The sequence below is a fragment of the Halomonas flagellata genome (assembly GCF_022487945.1).
GTDB lineage: Bacteria > Pseudomonadota > Gammaproteobacteria > Pseudomonadales > Halomonadaceae > Halomonas > Halomonas flagellata.
On sequence record NZ_JAKVPY010000017.1, the window covers coordinates 69492 to 90880 of the forward strand.

Consider the following 21389-nt stretch of genomic DNA (forward strand, 5'->3'; position numbering starts at 1 on the left):
CCGCTCCTATACCATTTCGCACCACCTTGAAAGAGGACATCCCATGCGTACCCCGCTGATCGCCGGCAACTGGAAGATGAACGGCTCCCTGGCACTGGTCGAGACCTTCGGCCAGGCATTTTCCCGGACCAGGCCGCCGGTGGGCGTCGAGGTGGCGCTGATGGTGCCTTTCCCGTATCTCGGCGCCGCTGTCGGCGTGCTGGACGAGACGCCGGTGGCCGTCGGCGCCCAGACGCTGAGCGATCAGCCGTCCGGTGCCTTCACCGGAGAGGTCAGCGGCGGCATGCTCGCCGAGCTGGGGGCCCGTTACGTGCTGGTGGGGCACTCCGAGCGCCGTTCGCTCTTCCACGAGGACGATGCCGCCGTGCTGGCGCGGGTCCGCGCGGCCCTGGCCGCGGGGCTGGTGCCGTTGCTCTGCCTCGGTGAGACCCTGGAGGAGCGCGAGGCCGAGCGCACCGAGGCGGTGGTGCTTGGCCAGCTCGAGGCCGTGTTCGACGCCCTGTCTCCGGAAGAGCGCGAAAAGCTGGTGATCGCCTACGAGCCGGTATGGGCCATCGGCACCGGGCGCACCGCCACGCCGCAGCAGGCCCAGGCGGTGCATGCGGCCATCCGCGATCGCCTGGAGCGCTATGCCGGCGCCCTGGCCCACGGGATGCGGCTGCTCTACGGCGGTAGCATGAACGCGAACAACGCGGCCGAGCTGCTCGCTCAGCCGGACATCGACGGCGGCCTGGTGGGCGGTGCCTCGCTCAAGGTCGACGATTTTCTAGCCATTTGTCAGTCAGCAGGTTGAATCCATGCAAGTTGCCATTCTCATGATCCATGTGGCGATCGCCATCGCCCTGGTCGTCCTGATCCTGCTGCAGCAGGGCAAGGGCGCCGAAGCCGGTGCCGCCTTCGGCGGCGGCGCCTCACAGACGGTGTTCGGCTCCCGCGGCAGCGGCGGCTTCCTGTCGAAGTTCACTGCCGTGCTGGCGGCCGGCTTCTTCGCCACGTCCCTGACGCTGGCCTGGTACGCCACCCAGGCGAGCCAGGCGCCGGAGGCCGGGATTCCCGACTCCGAGCTGATCGAACGGCAGCAGGGCGTTCCGACCCTTGACGACGAGCCGAATGATGTGGATAATACCGCGCCAGTGCTGGAGGAAAACGGCGACTGAGCCATCGGCTCCGTTGTCCGTCGCAATTCCGGCCTCCCCGATGCCGAAGTGGTGGAATTGGTAGACACGCTATCTTGAGGGGGTAGTGACCTTACGGTCGTGCGGGTTCAAGTCCCGCCTTCGGCACCACCTGATATGCCACGAGTCGTGACGCCGAGTGCGCAGGGTCGTCGGATCATCAGGCGCAGGATTGGCAGTAGTGGTGGCTTTGATGCCTTGACGAAAGTGCAAGTCAGGCATACAATTACCGACCTAGATTGATGCGGGGTGGAGCAGTCTGGTAGCTCGTCGGGCTCATAACCCGAAGGTCATCGGTTCAAATCCGGTCCCCGCTACCATCTTCCAGGCAGGCGCCTTCCGGAGGTTGAACCGGAAACATGGGGCTGCCGCCTAGCCGAAGTGGTATTACAGGTTTCTTGTGAAAGCCCCTTCCTGTGAAGGGGCTTTTTGTTAGCAGCTTGCCCGGCGACGCATGGCGTCGAGGGCGCTGTTCCGGGCAACGCCAATCAGCCACCTGTCTTTCCTGTTCACTCCCGGCCAGGTGCCTGATGCAACGGCTGTAGGAGCTTTTTCCGTGGCAATCAAGGATGCTGCGCTGCATGCGCTGATCGAGCCGGTGGTCACGGCCATGGGGTTCGAACTGTGGGGCATCGACTACCTGTCCCAGGGCAAGCACTCGCGCCTGGTGATCTATATAGATCACCAGGACGGGGTGAGCGTGGAGGATTGCGCCGATATCAGCCGCCAGGTCAGTGCCGTACTCGATGTCGAGGACCCGATTCGCGGTGAATACCGTCTGGAGGTCTCCTCGCCCGGCATGGATCGGCCGCTCTATACCCTCGACCAGTTCGAGCGCTACCGGGGGCACGAGGTCAAGCTCAAGCTGCGTGTTCCCTACGAGGGCCGTCGCAAGTTCCAGGGACTGCTGGCCGGCATCGAGAACGACGAGGTGCTGCTGCAGCTCGACGGCGAGGAGTACTGCTTTCCCATCGACAGCATCGATCAGGCGCACATCGTGCCCCGGTTCGAGGAGTGATCCCGGCCGCCGAGGGTGGCGAACGAGCACGGTGCTCAAGGACAGGTTTTCTGGCGAGGCATAGGCATGAGTAAAGAAATTCTGACGGTCGTTGATGCGATCTCCAACGAGAAGGGCGTTCCCCGCGAGGTGATCTTCGAGGCCGTCGAAGCGGCCCTGGCCAGTGCGTCACGCAAGCGTTTCGAGGGCGAGGAAGCCAGCGTGCGGGTGCATATCGATCGCCGCACCGGCGACTACGAGACCTTCCGCCGCTGGGAGGTGGTCGAGGACGACGACTTCGACGGACCCGACGCCCAGATCAAGCTCTCCTTCGCCGAGCGTCGCGACCCGCCCCTGGGGCTGGGTGACGTGGTCGAGGAGCAGATCGAGAACGCCGCCTTCGGCCGCATCGCCGCCCAGACCGCCAAGCAGGTCATCGTGCAGAAGGTGCGCGAGGCCGAGCGCGCCGAGGTGGTGCGCCTCTACGCCGAGCGTGAAGGCGAGCTGGTCGCCGGCATCGTCAAGAAGACCACCCGCGACGGCCTGATCATCGATCTCGGCGACAACGCCGAGGCCTTTCTGCCGCGCAGCGAGATGATTCCCGGCGAGCGCTACCGCATGAACGAGCGGGTCCGCGCGCTGCTGACCAAGGTCGATCCCGAGGCGCGCGGCGCCCAGCTGATCCTGTCGCGCACCTGCCCGGAACTGATCATCGAGCTGTTCCGGATCGAGGTGCCGGAGATCGCCGAGCAGCTCATCGAAATCAAGGGCGCGGCCCGCGATCCCGGCTCCCGGGCCAAGATCGCGGTCAAGACCAACGATCGGCGCATCGACCCGGTGGGTGCCTGCGTCGGCATGCGGGGTTCCCGCGTCCAGGCGGTGTCCTCGGAGCTGCAGAACGAGCGTGTGGACATCGTGCTGTGGGACGACAACCCCGCCCAACTGGTGATCAACGCCATGGCGCCGGCGGATGTCGCCTCGATCCTCGTCGACGAGGACGCCCACGCCATGGACGTGGCCGTCGCCGAGGACAACCTGGCCCAGGCCATCGGCCGCAGTGGCCAGAACGTACGCCTGGCTTCCGAACTCACCGGCTGGCGTCTCAACGTCATGACCGAGGACGAGGCCGAGGCCAAGCGTGACCAGGAGATCGACAGCCTGGTCGAACACTTCATCCAGCACTTGGACATCGACGAGGAGGTCGCGCGCCTGCTGGTCGAGGAGGGCTTCACCTCGATCGAGGAAGTCGCCTACGTGCCGGTGGAGGAGATGCTCGAGATCGAGGAGCTCGACGAGGAGCTTATCGAGGAGCTGCGCGCTCGTGCCAAGGACGAGTTGCTGAACCTGGCCATCGCTTCCGAGGAGGAGCTCGACGGTGCCCAGCCGGCCGACGACCTGTTGGGGATGGACGGCATGGAGCGCCACCTGGCCTTCATCCTGGCCAGTCGCGGGATCGTCACCATGGAGGATCTTGCCGAGCAGTCCGTCGATGATCTGATGGATATCGAGGAGATGGACGAGGAGCGCGCCGCGGCACTGATCATGACCGCCCGTGCGCCATGGTTCGAAAGCGAATAGCCGAGAACGAATAGATCGAGAGCGAATCGCTCGTCGTCGAATCATTCGAGTCAGTAATCATTCGATAGCGAACAGTATTAGGTCACGGGCTGAGGAGGGTCGTAATGTCAGAGATGACCGTTAAGGATTTTGCAGCGAAGGTGGGGCGCGACGTGCCCCGCCTGCTGGAACAGATGAAAGAAGCCGGGCTCGAGCACCAGTCCGAGGGCGATGCCGTGTCCGAGGAGGACAAGCGCCAACTGCTCGACTTCCTCACCAAGAGCCACGGCGGCGGCGCCGGGGCCAGGAATCGCATCACCTTGACCCGCAAGACCAAGAGCCGCATCAAGACCGGTGAGCGGGGCAAGACCATCGAGGTGCAGGTGCGCAAGAAGCGTACCTACGTCAAGCGTGCCGAGGAAGAGGCACCTGCGCCCGAGCCGGCCGAAGAGTCGGGCCCGCGCCAGCTGGTCGGCGACATGGCCGACTCCCGGCAGGCCAGGGCCGAGCAGGAGGCCCGTGAGGCCGCGGCCGACCAGGCGCGTGCCGCCGAGGAGGCGGCACGCGAGGAGGCGTCCAAGGCCGAGGCAGCGAAGGCGGCCGAGGTGCCCGAGATCCCGGTGCCCGAACTGGAAGTGCCGCAGGAGGCCACCAACGAGCCGCCGGCCCCCCCCAAGGAGGGCCGCAGCGACCGCCGCACGGCGCCGCCCAAGAAGGCGGCCGCCAAGAAGGGCCGCGGTGGCCGCGACGACGACGACCGGGGCGATCGCGAGGAGCGCCGCCGGGGCGGCAAGAAGGTCAAGCGCGCCGAGCGTCGCGGTACCCGCCGTGGCGGCAGTCAGGGCGGTGGCAAGCACGGCTTCCAGAAGCCGACCCAGCCCATCGTGCGTGAGGTGTCGATTCCCGAGTCGATCAGCGTCGCCGACCTGGCCGACAAGATGTCGATCAAGGCGAACGAGGTCATCAAGGCCATGTTCACCATGGGGGCGGCGGTGACCATCAACCAGACCATCGATCAGGACACCGCGGCCATCGTGGTCGAGGAGATGGGGCACAAGCCCAAGCTGGTCAAGGACGATGCCCTGGAGACCGAGGTCCTCGAGGGCATCTCCTACGAGGGCGAGGAGATCACCCGCTCGCCGGTGGTCACGGTGATGGGCCACGTCGACCACGGCAAGACCTCGCTGCTCGACCATATCCGCAAGGCCAAGGTGGCCACCGGCGAGGCCGGCGGCATCACCCAGCACATCGGCGCCTATCACGTGGCCGACGAGCATGGCGGCGTGACCTTCCTGGACACCCCCGGCCACGCGGCGTTCACCGCCATGCGCGCCCGGGGTGCCAAGGCCACCGACGTGGTCATCCTGGTGGTGGCCGCCGACGACGGCGTGATGCCCCAGACCATCGAGGCCATCGAGCACGCCAAGGCCGCCGAGGTCCCGCTGGTGGTGGCGGTCAACAAGATCGACAAGCCCGGCGCCGATCCGGATCGGGTCAAGAACGAGCTGTCCCAGCACGGCGTCATCTCCGAGGAGTGGGGCGGTGACACCCAGTTCGTCCACGTCTCCGCCAAGACCGGCGAAGGCATCGATGCCCTGCTCGAGGCCGTGCTGCTGGTTTCCGAGGTGCTCGAGCTCAAGGCCGTGCCGGAAGCGCCCGGCAAGGGCGTGGTGGTCGAGTCCCGCCTGGACAAGGGGCGTGGCCCGGTGGCCACCGTGCTGGTCCAGAACGGCACCCTGCGCAAGGGCGACATCGTGCTCGCCGGCCTGCACTACGGCCGCGTGCGCGCCCTGACCAACGAGCTCGGCCAGCAGGTCGACGCCGTGGGCCCGGCGATGCCGGTGGAGATCCAGGGCCTCGACGGGACCCCGGATGCCGGCGACGACTTCATGGTGCTGGCCGACGAGAAGAAGGCCCGCGAGGTCGCCAACTTCCGTCAGGGCAAGTACCGCGAGGTGCGCCTGGCGCGCCAGCAGAAGGCCAAGCTGGAGAACATGTTCAGCCAGATGGGCCAGGACGAGGTGGCCAAGGTCAACATCGTGCTCAAGGCCGATGTCCAGGGCTCGCTGGAGGCCATCAAGGGGGCGCTGGAGGAGCTCTCCACCGACGAGGTCCAGGTGGCGGTAGTCTCCTCGGGCGTGGGTGGCATCACCGGCACCGACGCCAACCTGGCGCTGGCCAGTGACGCCATCGTGGTCGGCTTCAATGTGCGTGCCGACGCCGCGGCCCGCGAGATCATCGAGCGCGAAGGCCTGGACCTGCGCTACTACAGCGTCATCTACCAGCTGATCGACGAGGTCAAGCAGGCCATGAGCGGCATGCTCGCGCCGGAGTGGAAGGAGGAGATCGTCGGCGTGGCCGAGGTCCGCGACGTCTTCCGTGCGCCGAAGATCGGCGCCGTGGCCGGCTGCATGGTGGTCGAGGGCAGCGTCTTCCGCCACAAGAAGATCCGCGTGCTGCGCGATAACGTGGTCATCTACGAGGGCGAGCTCGAGTCGCTGCGTCGCTTCAAGGACGACGTCCCGGAAGTGCGCAACGGCATGGAGTGCGGCATCGGCGTGAAGAACTACAACGACGTCCAGGTCGGCGACAAGATCGAGGTGTTCGATCAGGTCAAGGTCGAGCGGACCCTCTGAGGGTCGAGGAGCGATCATGCGCGAGTTCAAGCGGACCGACCGGGTGGCCGACCAGCTCCAGAAGGAGCTGGCGGTGCTCATCCAGCGCGAGGTCAAGGACCCGCGTCTGGGCATGGTCACGGTGAGCGGCGTCGAGGTCAGCCGTGACCTGGGCTATGCCGACGTCCATGTGACCCTGCTGGGCGAGGACACGCCGGAGCGCATCAAGGAGAACCTCAAGGTGCTGCGCCAGGCCGCCGGTTTCCTGCGCGGGCAGATCGCCCGGCGCATCAAGCTGCGCCATGTGCCGGAGCTGCGCTTCCACTACGACGAGAGCGTGGTGCGTGGCCAGCGGCTGTCGTCGCTGATCGAGGAGGCCGTGGCCAGCGACAAGGCCCGTCAGGGCGACGAGACCGACGACGACGCCCCGGCCAGTGACGCTGGCGATGCGCCCGGCGGCGAGAGCGGGCGAGACTGATGGCGCGTCGGCGTCGCGGCCTGCCGGTGAACGGGGTGCTGCTGCTCGACAAGCCCCAGGGGGTGTCGAGCAACCACGCCCTGCAGCGGGCACGGCGCCTGTTCCAGGCGCAGAAGGCCGGCCACACCGGCACCCTGGATCCCATGGCCACCGGCCTGTTACCGGTCTGCTTCGGCGAGGCGACCAAGTTCTCCGCCCACCTGCTGGCGGCCGACAAGGTCTACCGCACCCGGGTGGAGCTGGGCGTGATCACCGACACCGGTGACGCCGAGGGGGCGGTGGTCGAGCGCCACGAGGTGCCGCCCCTGACCCGGGGCGATGTCGAGGGCGTGCTCGAGCAGTTCCACGGCGAGATCGAGCAGGTGCCGCCGATGTATTCGGCGCTCAAGCATCAGGGGCGCAAGCTCTACGAGCTGGCCCGGGAGGGCAGGACGGTCGAGCGTGCAGTGCGGCGCGTGACGGTGTATGATGCGCGCCTTCTCGTCGTCGAAGACGCTGCCTTCGAGCTGGAAGTGCGCGTGAGCAAGGGCACCTATATCCGCACCCTGGCCGAGGACATCGGCCGGGCGCTGGGATGCGGCGGCCATATCAGTGCCTTGCGCCGCCTGGAGACCGGCCCCTTCACCAGTGACGGGATGCTGGGTCTCGAGACGCTGGAGGCGCTGCCCGGCCAGGCCGAGCGCGAGGCGGTGCTGCTGCCCGTCGACGTGCTGGTGGCGCATCTGCTGCCCCTGGTGCTGGATGCCGATGCCGCCGGGCGCCTGGCCCATGGCCAGTCGGCCCGGGTCGACACCGGGGCCCTGGCGGCAGGCGAGACGGCAAGACTCTACCGTGACGAGGCCTTTCTGGGGCTCGGCACGGTGACGGGGCCACAGGAGGTGGCGCCGAAACGGCTGCTGAGCACGGCAGCCGATTGAAGGGAAAGACGCTCGAGACTGCAAATATGCGTGGTCTCACACCTACATCATTCAGGCATATTGCTTACTGGAGAGACAGATGGCACTGACCGCTGAACAGAAGGCCGAGATCGTCAACGAATTCGGCCGTGGCGACAACGATACCGGTTCCCCCGAAGTGCAGGTGGCCCTGCTGAGCGCCAACATCGATGGCCTGCAGGACCACTTCAAGACCAACAAGCAGGATCACCACTCCCGTCGTGGCCTGATTCGCATGGTCAACCAGCGCCGCAAGCTGCTGGACTACCTGAAGCGCAAGGACTTCGGGCGCTATCAGGCGCTGATCCAGCGTCTGGGCCTGCGTCGCTAAGCGACGTACCCCAAGCGGTAGCGAAACGGGCAGCCCTAGGGCTGCCCGTTTCGCGTTGGGGCAAAGGGTTGGGCCAGGCTCCAGGGACGGCGTCTGGGCCCTTTTGGGGTCAGACCCCAGCCCAGCCGGCAGGCCTGTCATGGTGCACGGTTCGGTCGGCGTCGCCCTCCGCCGGGGTCTGACCCCAAAGGTGGACGGAAATGTCGCTAACCGGTAGCCCCGTCGGGCGTCAACCCCTAAAATGGTCGCCGAGTCGAAACGACCCAAACATCGAAAAGTTGAAGGAAGAGTCGCCGTGAATCCGGTCAAGAAAACGTTTCAGTACGGTCGCAGCACCGTCACCCTGGAAACCGGGCGCATCGCCCGCCAGGCTACCGGTGCCGTGATGGTCACCATGGACGACACCGTGGTGCTGTGCACCGTTGTCGCCAAGAAAGAGCTCAAGCCAGGACAGGACTTCTTCCCGCTGGCGGTGTTCTACCAGGAGAAGACCTACGCGGTGGGCAAGATCCCCGGCGGCTTCTTCAAGCGCGAGGGGCGTCCCACCGAGAAGGAGACCCTCACCTCGCGGTTGATCGATCGCCCGATCCGCCCGCTGTTCCCCAAGGGCTTCATGAACGAGGTGCAGGTAATCTGCACCGTGCTCTCCACCGACCGCAACCATGACCCGGACATCGCTGCCCTGCTCGGCACCTCCGCGGCCCTGGCCATCTCCGGCGTGCCCTTCAGCGGTCCGATCGGTGCGGCGCGGGTGGGCTTCGACGAGGAGAAGGGCTACTTCCTCAATCCCACCGTGGAGGAGCTGGCCAGCTCCGAGCTCGACATGGTCGTCGCCGGCACCGAGAAGGCCGTGCTGATGGTCGAGTCCGAGGCCAAGGAGCTGCTCGAGGACGAGATGCTGGGAGCCGTGCTCTACGGCCACCAGGAGATGCAGGTGGCGATCAAGGCCATCAACGAGCTGGCCGCCGAGGCCGGCAAGCCGAAGTGGGACTGGCAGCCGCCGGCGGAGAACACCGCCCTCAAGGACGCCGTGGCCCAGGCCTACGAGACCCGGGTGGGCGAGGCCTATCGCATCACCGACAAGATGGCCCGCCAGGACGCGCTCGCCGAGCTCAAGGCCGAGGCGGTCGAGCAGCTCGCCGGGGAGGAGGAGGGCAAGTTCGACGCCGATGACGTCAAGGGCGCCTTCGCCGGCCTGGAGAAGCGCGTGGTGCGCTCCCGGGTGGTCAAGGGCGAGCCGCGCATCGATGGCCGCGACCTCCGGACCGTTCGGCCGCTTTCCATCGAGGTGGGGACGCTGCCCAAGACCCACGGCTCGGCGATCTTCACTCGCGGGGAGACCCAGGCGATCGTCATCGCCACCCTGGGCACCCTGCGCGACGCCCAGTTGATCGAGTCGCTGGAGGGCGAGCGCAAGGATCGCTTCCTGCTGCACTACAACTTCCCCCCGTACAGCGTGGGCGAGGCCGGCTTCATGGGCGGGCCGAAGCGTCGCGAGATCGGTCACGGTCGCCTGGCGCGCCGTGGCGTGCAGGCGATGCTGCCCGATGACGCCGAGTTCCCCTACACCATTCGCGTGGTCTCCGAGATCACCGAGTCCAACGGCTCGAGCTCCATGGCCTCGGTGTGCGGCTCCTCGCTGGCCCTGATGGACGCCGGCGTGCCAATGAAGGCGCCGGTGGCCGGCATCGCCATGGGCCTGGTCAAGGATGCCGACGGCTTCGCGGTGCTCACCGACATCCTCGGCGACGAGGATCACCTCGGCGACATGGACTTCAAGGTGGCCGGCTCCGCCGCCGGTGTGACCGCCCTGCAGATGGACATCAAGATCGAGGGCATCAACGAGGAGATCATGGAGGTCGCCCTGCAGCAGGCCAACGAGGCACGCCTGCATATCCTCGAGCAGATGAACGCGGTGATCGCCCAGAGCCGTGCCGAGGTGTCCGAGAACGCGCCCTCCATGGCCACCATCAAGATCGACCCGGAGAAGATCCGCGACGTCATCGGCAAGGGCGGTGCCACCATCCGCAAGATCTGCGAGGACACCGGCGCCTCCATCGACCTGGATGACGACGGCACCGTGCGCATCTACGCCGAGGACAAGACGGCGGCCAAGAAGGCCATCGACACCGTGCTGGCGATCACCGCCGAGGCGGAGATCGGCAAGCTCTACCGCGGCAAGGTGGTGCGCATCGCCGACTTCGGCGCTTTCGTCAACATCATGCCGGGGACCGACGGCCTGGTGCACATCTCCCAGATCGTGCCCGAGCGGGTCAACGACGTGCGTGACTTCCTCAACGAGGGCGACGAGATCGTGGTCAAGGTGCTCGACATCGACAACCGCAACCGGGTGAAGCTCACCATCAAGGAGATCACCCCGGAAGAGAAGGCGGCGTTCGAGGCCGAGGAGGCCGCCGAGCCCCAGCTGTGAGCCGTAAGCCTTAAGCGTTAAGCCGTAAGAAAAACCGCCCCCGCAGCCAGGCTGCGGGGGCGGTTCGCGTTTGGGGTGGCGCGGCTTTCCCGGCGACAGGCCTGCGCGGAGGCGCTGTGAACCCTTCCCTGGGCGCTACCGATGCCATCCATGGCATCGGACCTCCGCTTCGACCTGTCCCCGGGGCCGCTCGTGTTGTGGTGCGTGCTTACCGTTCGATCGCCAGCGCGACGCCCTGTCCACCGCCGATGCACAGGGTCGCCAGGCCCTTCTTGGCATCGCGGGCGATCATCTCGTGCACCAGGGTCACCAGGATGCGGCAGCCGGAGGCGCCGATGGGGTGGCCGAGCGCGATGGCGCCGCCGTTGACGTTGATCTTGTCAGTGTCCCAGCCGAGCTCCTTGTTGACGGAGAGGGCCTGGGCGGCGAAGGCCTCGTTGGCCTCGACCAGGTCCAGGTCGTCCAGGCTCCAGCCGGCCTTCTCCAGGCAGCGACGGGTGGCCGGGGCCGGGCCGATGCCCATGATCGCCGGGTCGACGCCGGCGTTGGAGTAGGCGGCGATGCGGGCCAGCGGCTCGAGGCCCAGCGCCTTGGCCTTCTCGGCGGAGCAGAGCATCACCACGGCGGCGCCGTCGTTGATGGAGGAGGCGTTGCCGGCGGTGATGGTGCCGTCCTTCTTGAAGGCGGGGCGCATGCCGGCGAGCTTCTCGGCCGTGGTACCGCCGCGCGGGCCTTCATCGGTATCGAAGACGATGGGGTCGCCCTTGCGCTGGGGAATCTCCACCGGGACGATCTGGCTCTGGAACTTGCCGCCCTCGATGGCGGCGGCGGCCTTCTGCTGGGAGGCGGCGGCGAACTCGTCCATCTCCTCGCGGGTGATGCCGTACTTCTCCGCCAGGTTCTCGGCGGTGATGCCCATGTGGAAGTTGTTGAAGGCGTCCCACAGGCCGTCGTGGACCATGGAGTCGATGGCCTTCCAGTCGCCCATGCGCTGGCCGTTGCGGGAGTTGGGCAGCACGTGCGGCGAGGCGGACATGTTCTCCTGGCCGCCGGCGATGATCAGTTCGGCGTCACCACAGCGGATCGCCTGGGTGGCCAGGTGCAGGGCCTTGAGGCCCGAGCCGCAGACCTTGTTGATGGTCATGGCGGGTACGGCATCGGGCAGGCCGGCCTTGATGGCGGCCTGTCGAGCGGGGTTCTGGCCGACGCCGGCGGTCAGCACCTGGCCGAGCAGCACTTCATCGACCTGGTCGGCGGCGACACCGGTGCTGGCGATGATGTCCTTGATCACCAGGGCTCCGAGGTCACTGGCGGGAATGCCGGCCAGGGAGCCACCGAAGGTACCGACGGCGGTGCGGCGTGCGGCAACGATCACCACTTCTTGCATAAGGAGTTACTCCTGAGGTCTGTCGGGGGCGGTTGTCCCCTCAGCATAGGGGACGCTTGTGCGCTGCGGCAATGCCCAAATCGGCTGAAGCGCTCAGTCGGTCTGGATCACTCAGTATAGCGGGGACGTGCCGTGCCGTGCAGGAGGCGTGGCGGTGGCGGCACCGGCGGGTGCCGCCACCGGGCTCAGGCCAGCTGGACGGGGATGGCATTGCTGGTATGGCTGACGGCATTGCCTTGCTGCAGATAGACGAGAGCCGGCTGGTGGGCATCCAGCTCGGCCTCGCTGTAGTGGGCATAGCTGCAGATGATCACCCGGTCGCCGACGCCGGCGAGGTGGGCCGCGGCGCCGTTCACCGAGATGACCCTGGAGCCCTCCTCGGCACGGATCGCATAGGTGGTGAAGCGCTGCCCGTTCTCGACATTGTAGATCTGGACCTGTTCGTTCTCGCGGATGCCGGACATGTCCAGCAGGTCGCCGTCGATGGCACAGGAACCCTCGTAGTTGAGGACGGCGTGGGTGACACGGGCCATGTGCAGCTTGGCCTTGAGCATGATGGTCAGCATGGGCAGGGGATCCTCTCTTGCCAGTGCCGCGGACTCAGCGCGGCAGGGTCAGGGTCAGGTTGTCGATCAGTCGGGTCGGGCCGAGTCGGGCGGCGGCGAGCAGCACGGCCTCGCGGGTCGCCATGGTGACCGGGCCCAGGTCGGGTGCGCGAAGTTCCAGGTAGTCGGGGCCAAAGCCGGCTTCGCGCAGCCGGGCCAGGCCCGTTTCCAGGGTGGTGTCGACCGGCGCCCCCGCCTCCAGCGCCTGGCGCAGCTCGCCCAGGGTCTGGTAGAGCCGCGGGGCGGTGGCGCGCTGGCCGGGGTCGAGATAGCCATTGCGCGACGACAGCGCCAGGCCGTCATCGGCGCGCACGATGGGCACGCCGACGATCTCGACGGGGAAGTGCAGGTCGGCCACCAGCTGGCGGATCACCGCCAGCTGCTGGTAGTCCTTCTCGCCGAAGCAGGCCACCTGGGGCTGTACCAGGTTGAAGAGCATGCTGACGATGGTGGCGACGCCGTCGAAGTGCCCCGGTCGCGAGCCACCGCACAGGCCCTGGCTGATCCCGGGCACGCTGACCCGGGTCTGGGCCTCGTGCCCGCGGGGGTAGACGCTGGCGGTCGCCGGGGCGAACAGCAGGTCACAGCCGGCGCCCTCGAGCTTCTGCTGGTCCTCGGCGAGGGTCCGGGGGTAGGCGGCCAGGTCTTCGTTCGGGCCGAACTGCATCGGATTGACGAAGATGGTCGCCACCACCACGTCGGCGTGGCGGCGGGCGCTCTCGACCAGTGCCAGGTGGCCGGCGTGCAGGTTGCCCATGGTGGGCACCAGGGCGATGCGCTGGCCACGTCGACGGCAGTCGTCGAGGGTCTCGCGCAGGGCGGCAATCTCACGCAGGGTACGCATCACAGCGGGCTCCTAGAAGCAGTGTTCCTCGGCCGGGAAGCGCCGGGCCTTGACGTCCTCGTGGTAGCGGCGGAGGGCGCCCGGGATGTCGTCGGCCTCCGCCATGAAGTTCTTGACGAAGCGCGGGGTACGGCCGTGGGTCACGCCCAGCACGTCGTGCATCACCAGGATCTGGCCGTCGGTGTCGGGGCCGGCGCCGATGCCGATGACCGGCACCTCGAGGGCCTCGCTCACCGCGCGCCCGAGGCTCGCCGGCACGCACTCCAGCAGGATCGCCGAGGCACCGGCCTCCACCAGGGTGCGGGCATCCTCGAGGATGCGGGCGGCGTGCTCGGTCTCCCGGCCCTGCACCTTGTAGCCGCCGAGCTGGTAGACCGACTGGGGCGTCAGGCCCAGATGGGCGCAGACCGGCACGCCGCGGCGGGTGAGCTCGCGGATGCCGTCGGCCATCCAGGCCTCGCCCTCGACCTTGACCAGTTCGGCACCGGCGCGCATCAGCTCGCCGGCATCCTGCAGCAGGCGCTCGGGGGTCGAGTTGCTCATGAACGGCAGGTCGACCATCAGCAGGCTCGCTCCCTTGCCGCGCACCACACAGTGGGTGTGGTAGCAGATATCGGCGAGGGTCACCGGCAGGGTACTGGCATGTCCCTGCAGGACCATGCCCAGGGAGTCGCCCACCAGCAGGACCTCGATACCGGCCTCGCCGGCGGCGCGGGCGAAGGAGGCATCATAGGCGGTCAGGCAGCTGATGGGCTCACCGGCGCGCTTGAAGGCCTGCAGCGTGCTCAGGGAGACGGTTTTCATGGCGTGCTCTCATGTTGTCGTCGGAGTGGCCTGCTCGGGACCGGTCGCGTATGTAACCCGTGATTGTTACCCGATCCGCCTCGAGGTGTCGATAGGTAACACCTGGGAGGTGGTGTCAGGTGGTGGGTAACACCGGGCGCAGGTTGCCATCGTCCAGCGCCCGGGCCAGCTCGCTGACCCGTCGTCCATCGGGCAGTCGCAGCGAGGGGGCCAGCTCTGCCAGCGGCACCATCACGAAGGCGCGGTGCGTCATCTCGGGGTGGGGCACCGTCAGGCGCGGCAGCGCCAGGCGCCGATCATCGAAGAGTAACAGATCGAGGTCCAGGGTGCGGGGCCCCCAGCGGCGCTGGCGGACCCGGCGGTGGCGCTGTTCCAGGGCCTGCAGCTGGTCGAGCAGGGCCAGGGGCGACAAGCGGGTCTCGAGGAGTGCCACGGCATTGATGAAATCGGGTTGGTCCTGGGGGCCGAGCGGGCGACTGGCATAGAGCCGCGAGGTGGCGGCCCGCCGGGTCAGCGGTAGCCGGTCGAGGGCCTCCAGGGCACGCTCGACCTGACGGCGTGGGTCGCCCAGGTTGCTGCCCAGGCCGATCCAGGCGTGATGGTCGCTCATGTCTCGCCCGAGGGCCCCCGGGGCTTGCGCCGCCGCCGGCGGCGCTTGCGGGGCACGCCGCTGCCGGCGGGGTCGGCCCCGACCTTGCCCAGCAGGCGGCGCTGCTCGTGCTCGTCGGCCTGCTGGAAGGCGGTCCACCAGTCGCCGAGGTCCGGTTCGAGCTCGCCGGCGGCCTCGCGCAGCAGCAGCAGGTCGTAGGCGGCACGGAAGCGGGGGTGTTCGCGGGTCTGGTAGACGCGGCGGCCGCGGCGCAGCGGCAGGCGCTGTTGCAGATCCCAGATGTCGCGCATCGGCAGGCTGAAGCGCTTGGGGATCGAGATATGCTGGAGCTGGTGCGACACCACCTGCTGGGAGGCGGCCTGCAGTGCCGGGATCGGCGGCATGTCGTCGGCTTCCAGGGCCGCCTGGCGGAGCTGGACCGGCCCCCAGAGCAGGGCGGCGAACAGGAAGGCCGGCGTGACCGGGCGTTCCTCGGCGATACGGCGGTCGGTGCTCTCCAGTGCCAGCTCGACCAGCCGCTCGGCCCAGGGCAGCTCGGCCATGGCCTCGTCGGCCTCGGGGAAGAGCATGGCGAACAGGCCGTAGTGGCGCAGCAGCTGGAAGGTGTCGACGCCATGGCCGGCCATGAACAGCTTGAGTATCTCGTCGAACAGCCGGGCAGGCGGAATCTGCAGCAGCAGCTCGGCGTGTTCGCGGATCGGCGCCTCGGTGGCCGGGTCCAGCCGGAACTCGAGCTTGGCGGCGAAGCGCACTGCACGCAGCATGCGCACCGGGTCCTCGCGGTAGCGGGTGGCCGGGTCGCCGATCAGGCGCAGGGTGCGTGCCTCGATGTCGCGCACGCCGTCGGCGAAGTCATGGATCGAGAAGTCGGCGATGCTGTAGTAGAGGGCGTTGACGGTGAAGTCGCGGCGCAGGGCGTCTTCCTGGATGTTGCCCCAGACATTGTCGCGCAGCAGCAGGCCTTCGTCGGACTGCTGGGCGATGTGGTCGCCGTGATCGTCTCCCGGCTTGCCGCGGAAGGTGGTGACCTCGATCACCTCGCGCCCGAAACGCACGTGCACGATGCGGAAGCGTCGGCCGATGATCCGCGAGTTGCGAAACAGGTCCTTGACCTGCTCCGGGGTGGCGTCGGTCGCCACATCGAAGTCCTTGGGCATGCGTCCGAGCAGCGAATCGCGGATGCAGCCGCCCACCAGGTAGGCCTCGAAGCCGGCGTTGTGGAGGCGATAGAGGACCTTGAGCGCCGCATCGCTGAAGTGCTGGCGCGATACCGGGTGCTCCTGGCGGGGAATGATGCGTAGCCCGGTGCTGCCGCCGGGCGCATCCTGAGGGCCGAGCAGCGATTTCAGGTGCTCGCCAGGGCTCTGCAGAAAGCGGGTAAATCCTTTGAACATGCGGCGATATCGACTCGCGGGGGGGACGAAAAGCGTTGAGTGTAGCCGACCCCCGACACCTTGCAAAGCATCGTGCGGACCAGGGCTCACGGATGGCGCGGGAGGGTGGCGCGGAGAAAGCAGAAAGGGGAGGCCATCTGGCCTCCCCCGTCAAGCAAAATGGCAGCATCCGTGCTGCTGGTTCTTTTTCGTGATGGCGCATCGCCTTGAATACGCACCACAGTCACCAAGGAGAATTTCAGGCAAGCAGTGTTGTTGTCCTTGTTGACGCTCCTGAGGGCGACCACCTCGTATTCAAAACAATAATCCAACCACGACGGCATGGAGATATGCCTCCTCCCGACTTGTTGCTGTTGTTGCCGGGAGTGCACCTTGACGGCCCTTGTTCTTGTTGGCGGCCGTAGGCTGGTGCGTCGCGTCCTGATGGCTCCGGTGCTTCGAGCTCGTTGTTCTTGTTGGCCCGAAGGGCTCGCGCGAGTCCACAGTTGTGCTTGTTGTTGGTCGTCGCGTCTGCAGCGTCTCTGGCCCGAGGGTGTTGTTCTTGTTGGCGGGTCAGGCCCGTCACCGCGTCTCTGCCCTGTTGTTGTTGTTGGCAGTGGGTGACATCCGGATTTGTTTTTCTTGCCCTATAGAGTAGCAGACCGCATGCCATGTCATTTTTACCCATTTAAAATCATTAGCTTACTGATGGCATGCCAGTCGGCGGCATCGATGGGTGGCGGGAGTGTTACCGGATTGGCCCCTTCATGGGGCGCTTCCTGGGTGGGAAGGTAACAAGTGGTGCAGAAACGGGTCGCGAGGCGGAAAAAAAGCGCCCGCGGTGTCGGCCGCGGGCACTAGAACCTTGGTCTAAGGCGTCGGGGCAGGGCATGGGGGAGGGCCGTGCCCGGCTCATCCGGTGCTGCGCTTGGGGCTCTTCTTGCGCGGGATGCCGAGTCGCTGGCGACGTTCCCACAGACACTTGCGGCTGATGCCGAGCTTCTGGGCGAGCTCGGTCTCGCTCATCTGGTCCTGGTGTTCGAGCACGAAATGCTGGAAGTAGTCCTCCAGCGAGAGGTCCTCCTCGGCATCGCCCGGCGCATCGGCGCCGCTGCTGGGGGGAACGGCGACCACCGGCCGCGGGGGCGCCGACAGCCCCAGGTCATCGGGGTGGATCAGGTGGCCCTCGGCGAGGATGACGCCACGCTCCAGGGCGTTCTCCAGTTCGCGCACGTTGCCGGGCCAGGGGTAGTCGTGGATGGTCCGCCGGGCGGCCCGGGAGAGCCGCAGCCCCTCGCGATCGTGGCGGTGGCAGGCCTTGTCGAGCAGGATGTCGGCGATCTCGAGGATGTCGTCGTCGCGCTCGCGCAGTGGCGGCAGGTCGATCTGCATCACGTTGAGGCGGTAGTAGAGGTCGAGGCGGAATTCACCGGTGCGCGACAGGGCACGCAGGTCACGGTGGGTGGCGGCGATCAGGCGCACGTCGACGTGGCGGGTTTCCACCGAGCCGATCTTGCGGATCTCGCCCTCCTGCAGCACGCGTAGCAGGCGTGCCTGGGCATCCAGCGGCAGTTCGCCGATCTCGTCGAGGAACAGGGTGCCGCCGTCGGCGGCCTCCACCAGGCCGGTGCGGGCGGCGCTGGCGCCGGTGAAGGCGCCCTTCTCGTGGCCGAACAGCTCGGACTCGATCAGCGTCTCGGGAATCGCCGCGCAGTTCACGCAGATCAGCGGTGCCGTAGCGCGCCTGCTCTGCTGATGGATGGCACGGGCCACCAGCTCCTTGCCGGTGCCCGACTCGCCCTGGATCAGCACCGTGACGTCGGCGGGTGCAGTCTTGCGGATGCGAGTGTAGACCACCTGCATGGCGGCGCAGTTGCCGATCATCTGCTGGGCATGACCGTCCGGTTCGGTGATGTCGGGGGGCTCGGCGCTTCGGGTGGCCTGCTGGTGCAGCGCCCTTGCCACGGTCTCGAGCAGCTCGTCGTGGTCGAATGGCTTGGCCACATAGTCCACCGCGCCGAGCTTCAGGGCCTCCACCGCCGAGCGCATGCTGGCGTAGCTGGTCATGATCAGCACCGGAATGGGCGCGGCACGACTGATCAGCTCGGTGCCGGGCTCGCCGGGCAGGCGCAGGTCACTGATCACCAGGTCGAAGCACTGGGGGTCGAGCTCGAGGGCCTCGGCCACCGAGCCGGCCTCGCTGACCCGGTAGTCGTGGCGCTCCAGCAGCCGCCGGAGGGCGGTGCGGATGATGGCTTCGTCTTCAACGATCAGAATCCGGCTCATCGGGGCTTTCACCATCCTGTCGGTTGAGGGGCAGCCAGAGGCTGATGCGGGTGCCGCGTGGCTGCCCGGGCGGCGGGGAGTCGATATCGATCTGCCCGCGATGCTCGGCGATGATGCTGTAGACCAGTGGCAGGCCGAGCCCCGTACCTTCACCGGGTGGCTTGGTGGTGGTGAACGGCTCGAACAAGTGGTCGCGGACGCGCTCGTCGATGCCGTGTCCCTCGTCGGTCACGGTGACCAGCAGCCACTCCCCTTCCGGGGCGGCATCGACGACCACCCGGCCGCCCGGCTCGCTGGCGTCGCGTGCGTTGCCGAGCAGGTTGATCATCACCTGCAGCAGCCGCTGGGCGTCACCCTGGACCTCCAGGTCGGGGGGGCAGAGGTTGTGGTAGTCCACATCCTCCCCCGAGCGGGCCAGGTGGATCAAGTGCAGCGCCTCGTCGGTGACGGCGGCCATCGACACCGGGGCGAAGGCCTGTCCCGCCACATGGCGGCCGCCATGGGCGAAGCCGACCAGCGAGGAGACGATACGCGAGACCCGGTCGGTGAGCTGCTGGATCTGCCCGGCGGTCTCGAGCAGCCGGGGGTCATCGGTGTCGTAGCGCAGGTTCTGGGCCAGCGAGGAGATGCCGGTGATGGGGTTGCCGATCTCGTGGGCCACCCCGGCGGCCAGCTGGCCGATCGAGGCCAGCCTGGCGGCATGCACCAGCTCGTCCTCCAGCCACTTCATCTCGCTGTGGTCCTCGATCAGGATCACCTTGCCACCGGGCTCGTGCCGGTCCTCGTGCAGCTCGGCCTTGTGCAGGGTCAGGTAGCGCAGCCCGCCCTCGAGTTCCACCGGCTGCTTGTAGAGGTGGCTGTGGGGCTCGGCGAGGATGCGGCCGAGCAGTTCGCCCCAGGGGGCCGGCAGGCTGTCGCGCCGCGCGCCGACCACGCTCTCGCCGGGAATGCCGGTGAGGGCGGAGAGGGCGTCGTTCCACATCAGCAGCTCACCGTCGTCGCCGAAGGCGCAGAGCCCCACGGGCAGACGGGTCAGAGTGCGGCGGTGGTAGCGGCGCAGGCCGTCGAGCTCCCGGGCCAGGCCGGTCAGGCGGGTGCGGTAGGCCTCCAGGCGACTCTCGACGAAGTGGATGTCCTCGGTGGCGTCGCCACCATCCTGACGGTAGGGCAGGTAGCGGTCGACGATGTCCTGGGCCACCGACGGACCCATCAGGCCGGACAGGTTGGCCTGGATGCGGTCGCGCAGGCGACGCAGCGCGTAGGGGCGACTCTCCAGCGGCGAGAGGTGCAGGGCGGCCAGGGCGCGGTCGACCTCGCGCGAGGCGACATCGTCACCCAGCGCCCGGGCCAGGTGGTGCTTGAACTCCTCGCCGTTGGCGGCCTCCAGCGGCAGGCGCTTGGGGCGGATCACCGCGTCCACCGAGCAGGCCTCGGCGGCGGCCCGCTCCCCCGGGGAGGTGCGGGTGGCCAGCGAGACCAGGATCAGGATGAGGATGTTGGTGGCAAGCGACACCAGGGTCACGATGTACCACTCCGGCTCGCCGGCGAGCATCTCGAGTCCCGGGGGCAGCACCACCAGGGCCGGCAGGTCGGTGAGCAGCGGCGGCCACAGGCCGGCCAGCCAGATCAGGGTGCCGGCGGCGAGGCCCGACACCATGCCCTTGCGGTTGGCGCCCGGCCAGTAGAGCAGCGCCAGCATGCCCGGCAGGCACTGGGCCATGCCGATGAAGGCGGCCAGGCCCAGGGTGGTGAGGTCGTGATTCACCCCCACGGTGCGATAGAAGAGCCAACCGCCGAGGATCACCGCGCCGATCAGTGCCCGACGCAGCCAGCGCAGCCAGTGGTAGAGGTCGGGCTGGTCGATCGGTGGATGGGCCACCAGCACCAGGTGGTTGAGGATCATCCCCGACAGCGCCAGGGAGATGATGATCATGGTGCCACTGGCCGCGGCCAGGCCGGCGATGAAGGCCAGGGCCCCGACCCACCAGGACTCCGAGAGCGCGAAGGCCAGGTAGGCCGCCCCGCTCCCCGTGGCCTCTGCCCCGACCCGCTGGGCGGCCCACAGGATCAGCGGCACCGGCAGTGCCATCAGCAGCAGGAACAGCGGCAGTGTCCAGGAGGCCTGGAGCAGGGTGCGCCGGGAGAGGGTCTCGGCGAAGGTGATATGGAACATGTGCGGCATCAGGAAGGCCGCGGCGAAGAACAGCAGCAGCAGGGTGCGCCACTGGGCGGGGTCGAGGTGCTCGACCCCGGCCTGGGCCGCACGACCGGGGCCGTCGAGCCAGACCTGGAGGTCGGCGGGGCCGTCGAAGACGGCGAACAGGGCGAAGGCGCCCAGCGCCAGCATGGCGCCGAGCTTGACCGCCGATTCCAGGGCAATGGTCACGAGCAGGGTGTCGTGGCGGGCGTGCAGCCGGGTGTGGCGGGCCCCGAAGAGGATGGTGAACAGCGCGATCAGCACGCAGAAGGCCAGCGCCAGTAGCGACGGCGAGGCGGCCCCGGTCATCAGGAAGATGGCGTCGCCCATGGTCTGCACCTGCAGCGCGAGCAGCGGCATCACCGCCAGCAGGCTGACCAGGGTGACCAGGGTACCGACCCAGCGCGAACGGAAGCGGAAGGCGAAGAGGTCGGCGAGCGAGGAGAGCTGGTAGGTGCGGCTCAGCCGCTGGATCGGCACCAGCAGCACCGGGGCGAGCAGGAAGGCGCCGGCCACCCCGAGGTAGTAGGCCAGGTAGCCGAAGCCGGCGTTGCTGGCCAGCTCCAGACTGCCGTAGATCGCCCAGGCGCTGGCATAGACCCCCAGCGCCAGGGTGTAGACCGCCGGGTGGCGAGCGATGCGCGCAGGTATCCAGCCGCGCTCCACCGCCAGGGCACAGAGGAACAGCAGCAGCAGGTAGCCGGTCCCCAGCGCCAGTACGCTGACCAGGCTGGCGCTCATCGGCGCTCCTCGTCGCCCAGGGG

At 67.8% G+C, this 21389-nt stretch carries 18 protein-coding genes and 2 tRNA genes; 11 read left to right on the top strand and 9 right to left on the bottom strand.

Translation table 11 applies throughout. The annotated features are described in order from the left end of the window. The first annotated feature begins 43 nt into the window (after positions 1-43). The 11 genes from tpiA to pnp all read left to right on the top strand — a co-directional run bounded on the left by tpiA (position 44) and on the right by pnp (position 10519). Positions 44-793 (top strand): triose-phosphate isomerase, encoded by a 750-nt coding sequence (tpiA, locus tag MKP05_RS14355; protein WP_240568959.1) that lies wholly within the window; start codon positions 44-46, stop codon positions 791-793. A gap of 4 nt (positions 794-797) precedes the next feature. Continuing rightward, complete coding sequence (secG, locus tag MKP05_RS14360) at positions 798-1157, top strand: preprotein translocase subunit SecG (protein WP_110285429.1); 360 nt, start codon at positions 798-800, stop codon at positions 1155-1157. 42 nt (positions 1158-1199) lie between these two features. Further along, positions 1200-1286, top strand: a tRNA-Leu gene (locus MKP05_RS14365). A 132-nt stretch (positions 1287-1418) separates the two neighbouring features. After that, positions 1419-1495, top strand: a tRNA-Met gene (locus MKP05_RS14370). Between the two features lie 236 nt (positions 1496-1731). Further along, positions 1732-2193, top strand: a complete 462-nt coding sequence (gene rimP, locus MKP05_RS14375; protein ID WP_110285428.1) for a ribosome maturation factor RimP — start codon at positions 1732-1734, stop codon at positions 2191-2193. 66 nt (positions 2194-2259) lie between these two features. Next, positions 2260-3750, top strand: coding sequence for a transcription termination factor NusA (nusA, locus tag MKP05_RS14380; RefSeq protein WP_110285427.1), 1491 nt, complete (start codon positions 2260-2262; stop codon positions 3748-3750). A gap of 104 nt (positions 3751-3854) precedes the next feature. Next, positions 3855-6365 carry a translation initiation factor IF-2 gene (infB, locus tag MKP05_RS14385; protein ID WP_240568961.1) on the top strand — a complete coding sequence of 837 codons (2511 nt, stop codon included), beginning with the start codon at positions 3855-3857 and terminating at the stop codon, positions 6363-6365. 16 nt (positions 6366-6381) lie between these two features. Continuing rightward, positions 6382-6822: a 30S ribosome-binding factor RbfA gene (gene rbfA / locus MKP05_RS14390; RefSeq protein WP_110285425.1), complete on the top strand. Its 441-nt coding sequence runs from the start codon at positions 6382-6384 to the stop codon at positions 6820-6822. Continuing rightward, positions 6822-7739, top strand: a complete 918-nt coding sequence (gene truB / locus MKP05_RS14395; RefSeq protein WP_240568963.1) for a tRNA pseudouridine(55) synthase TruB — start codon at positions 6822-6824, stop codon at positions 7737-7739. The genes rbfA and truB overlap by 1 nt, the downstream gene beginning before the upstream one ends. Before the next feature lie 79 nt (positions 7740-7818). Then, complete coding sequence (gene rpsO / locus MKP05_RS14400; protein WP_110285423.1) at positions 7819-8088, top strand: 30S ribosomal protein S15; 270 nt, start codon at positions 7819-7821, stop codon at positions 8086-8088. 295 nt (positions 8089-8383) lie between these two features. Further along, the gene (gene pnp, locus MKP05_RS14405; RefSeq protein ID WP_240568965.1) at positions 8384-10519 is read left to right on the top strand and encodes a polyribonucleotide nucleotidyltransferase; all 2136 of its coding nucleotides are present in this window, start codon (positions 8384-8386) and stop codon (positions 10517-10519) included. Between the two features lie 208 nt (positions 10520-10727). Here pnp and MKP05_RS14410 read toward each other — a convergent pair whose 3' ends face one another. The 9 genes from MKP05_RS14410 to MKP05_RS14450 all read right to left on the bottom strand — a co-directional run bounded on the left by MKP05_RS14410 (position 10728) and on the right by MKP05_RS14450 (position 21366). Continuing rightward, positions 10728-11906: an acetyl-CoA C-acetyltransferase gene (locus MKP05_RS14410; RefSeq protein WP_110285421.1), complete on the bottom strand. Its 1179-nt coding sequence runs from the start codon at positions 11904-11906 to the stop codon at positions 10728-10730. Between the two features lie 185 nt (positions 11907-12091). Then, the gene (gene panD / locus MKP05_RS14415; RefSeq protein ID WP_110285420.1) at positions 12092-12472 is read right to left on the bottom strand and encodes an aspartate 1-decarboxylase; all 381 of its coding nucleotides are present in this window, start codon (positions 12470-12472) and stop codon (positions 12092-12094) included. Positions 12473-12506: 34 nt separating this feature from the next. Continuing rightward, positions 12507-13355 carry a pantoate--beta-alanine ligase gene (gene panC / locus MKP05_RS14420; protein WP_240568967.1) on the bottom strand — a complete coding sequence of 283 codons (849 nt, stop codon included), beginning with the start codon at positions 13353-13355 and terminating at the stop codon, positions 12507-12509. 12 nt (positions 13356-13367) lie between these two features. Continuing rightward, positions 13368-14159: a 3-methyl-2-oxobutanoate hydroxymethyltransferase gene (panB, locus tag MKP05_RS14425; protein WP_240568968.1), complete on the bottom strand. Its 792-nt coding sequence runs from the start codon at positions 14157-14159 to the stop codon at positions 13368-13370. 115 nt (positions 14160-14274) lie between these two features. Continuing rightward, on the bottom strand, positions 14275-14769 hold the full coding sequence (gene folK, locus MKP05_RS14430) for a 2-amino-4-hydroxy-6-hydroxymethyldihydropteridine diphosphokinase (RefSeq protein WP_110285417.1): 495 nt from the start codon (positions 14767-14769) through the stop codon (positions 14275-14277). After that, entirely contained in the window at positions 14766-16163 is a 1398-nt protein-coding gene (pcnB, locus tag MKP05_RS14435; protein ID WP_110285416.1) for a polynucleotide adenylyltransferase PcnB, read from the bottom strand. The genes folK and pcnB overlap by 4 nt, the downstream gene beginning before the upstream one ends. Before the next feature lie 86 nt (positions 16164-16249). Next, the gene (locus tag MKP05_RS14440) at positions 16250-16486 is read right to left on the bottom strand and encodes a hypothetical protein (protein ID WP_146218741.1); all 237 of its coding nucleotides are present in this window, start codon (positions 16484-16486) and stop codon (positions 16250-16252) included. Between the two features lie 568 nt (positions 16487-17054). Beyond that, on the bottom strand, positions 17055-18428 hold the full coding sequence (locus MKP05_RS14445) for a sigma-54-dependent transcriptional regulator (protein ID WP_110285415.1): 1374 nt from the start codon (positions 18426-18428) through the stop codon (positions 17055-17057). Then, complete coding sequence (locus tag MKP05_RS14450) at positions 18406-21366, bottom strand: ATP-binding protein (protein WP_110285414.1); 2961 nt, start codon at positions 21364-21366, stop codon at positions 18406-18408. Before MKP05_RS14450 ends, MKP05_RS14445 begins: the two co-directional genes overlap by 23 nt. Between the last annotated feature and the right edge of the window lie 23 nt (positions 21367-21389).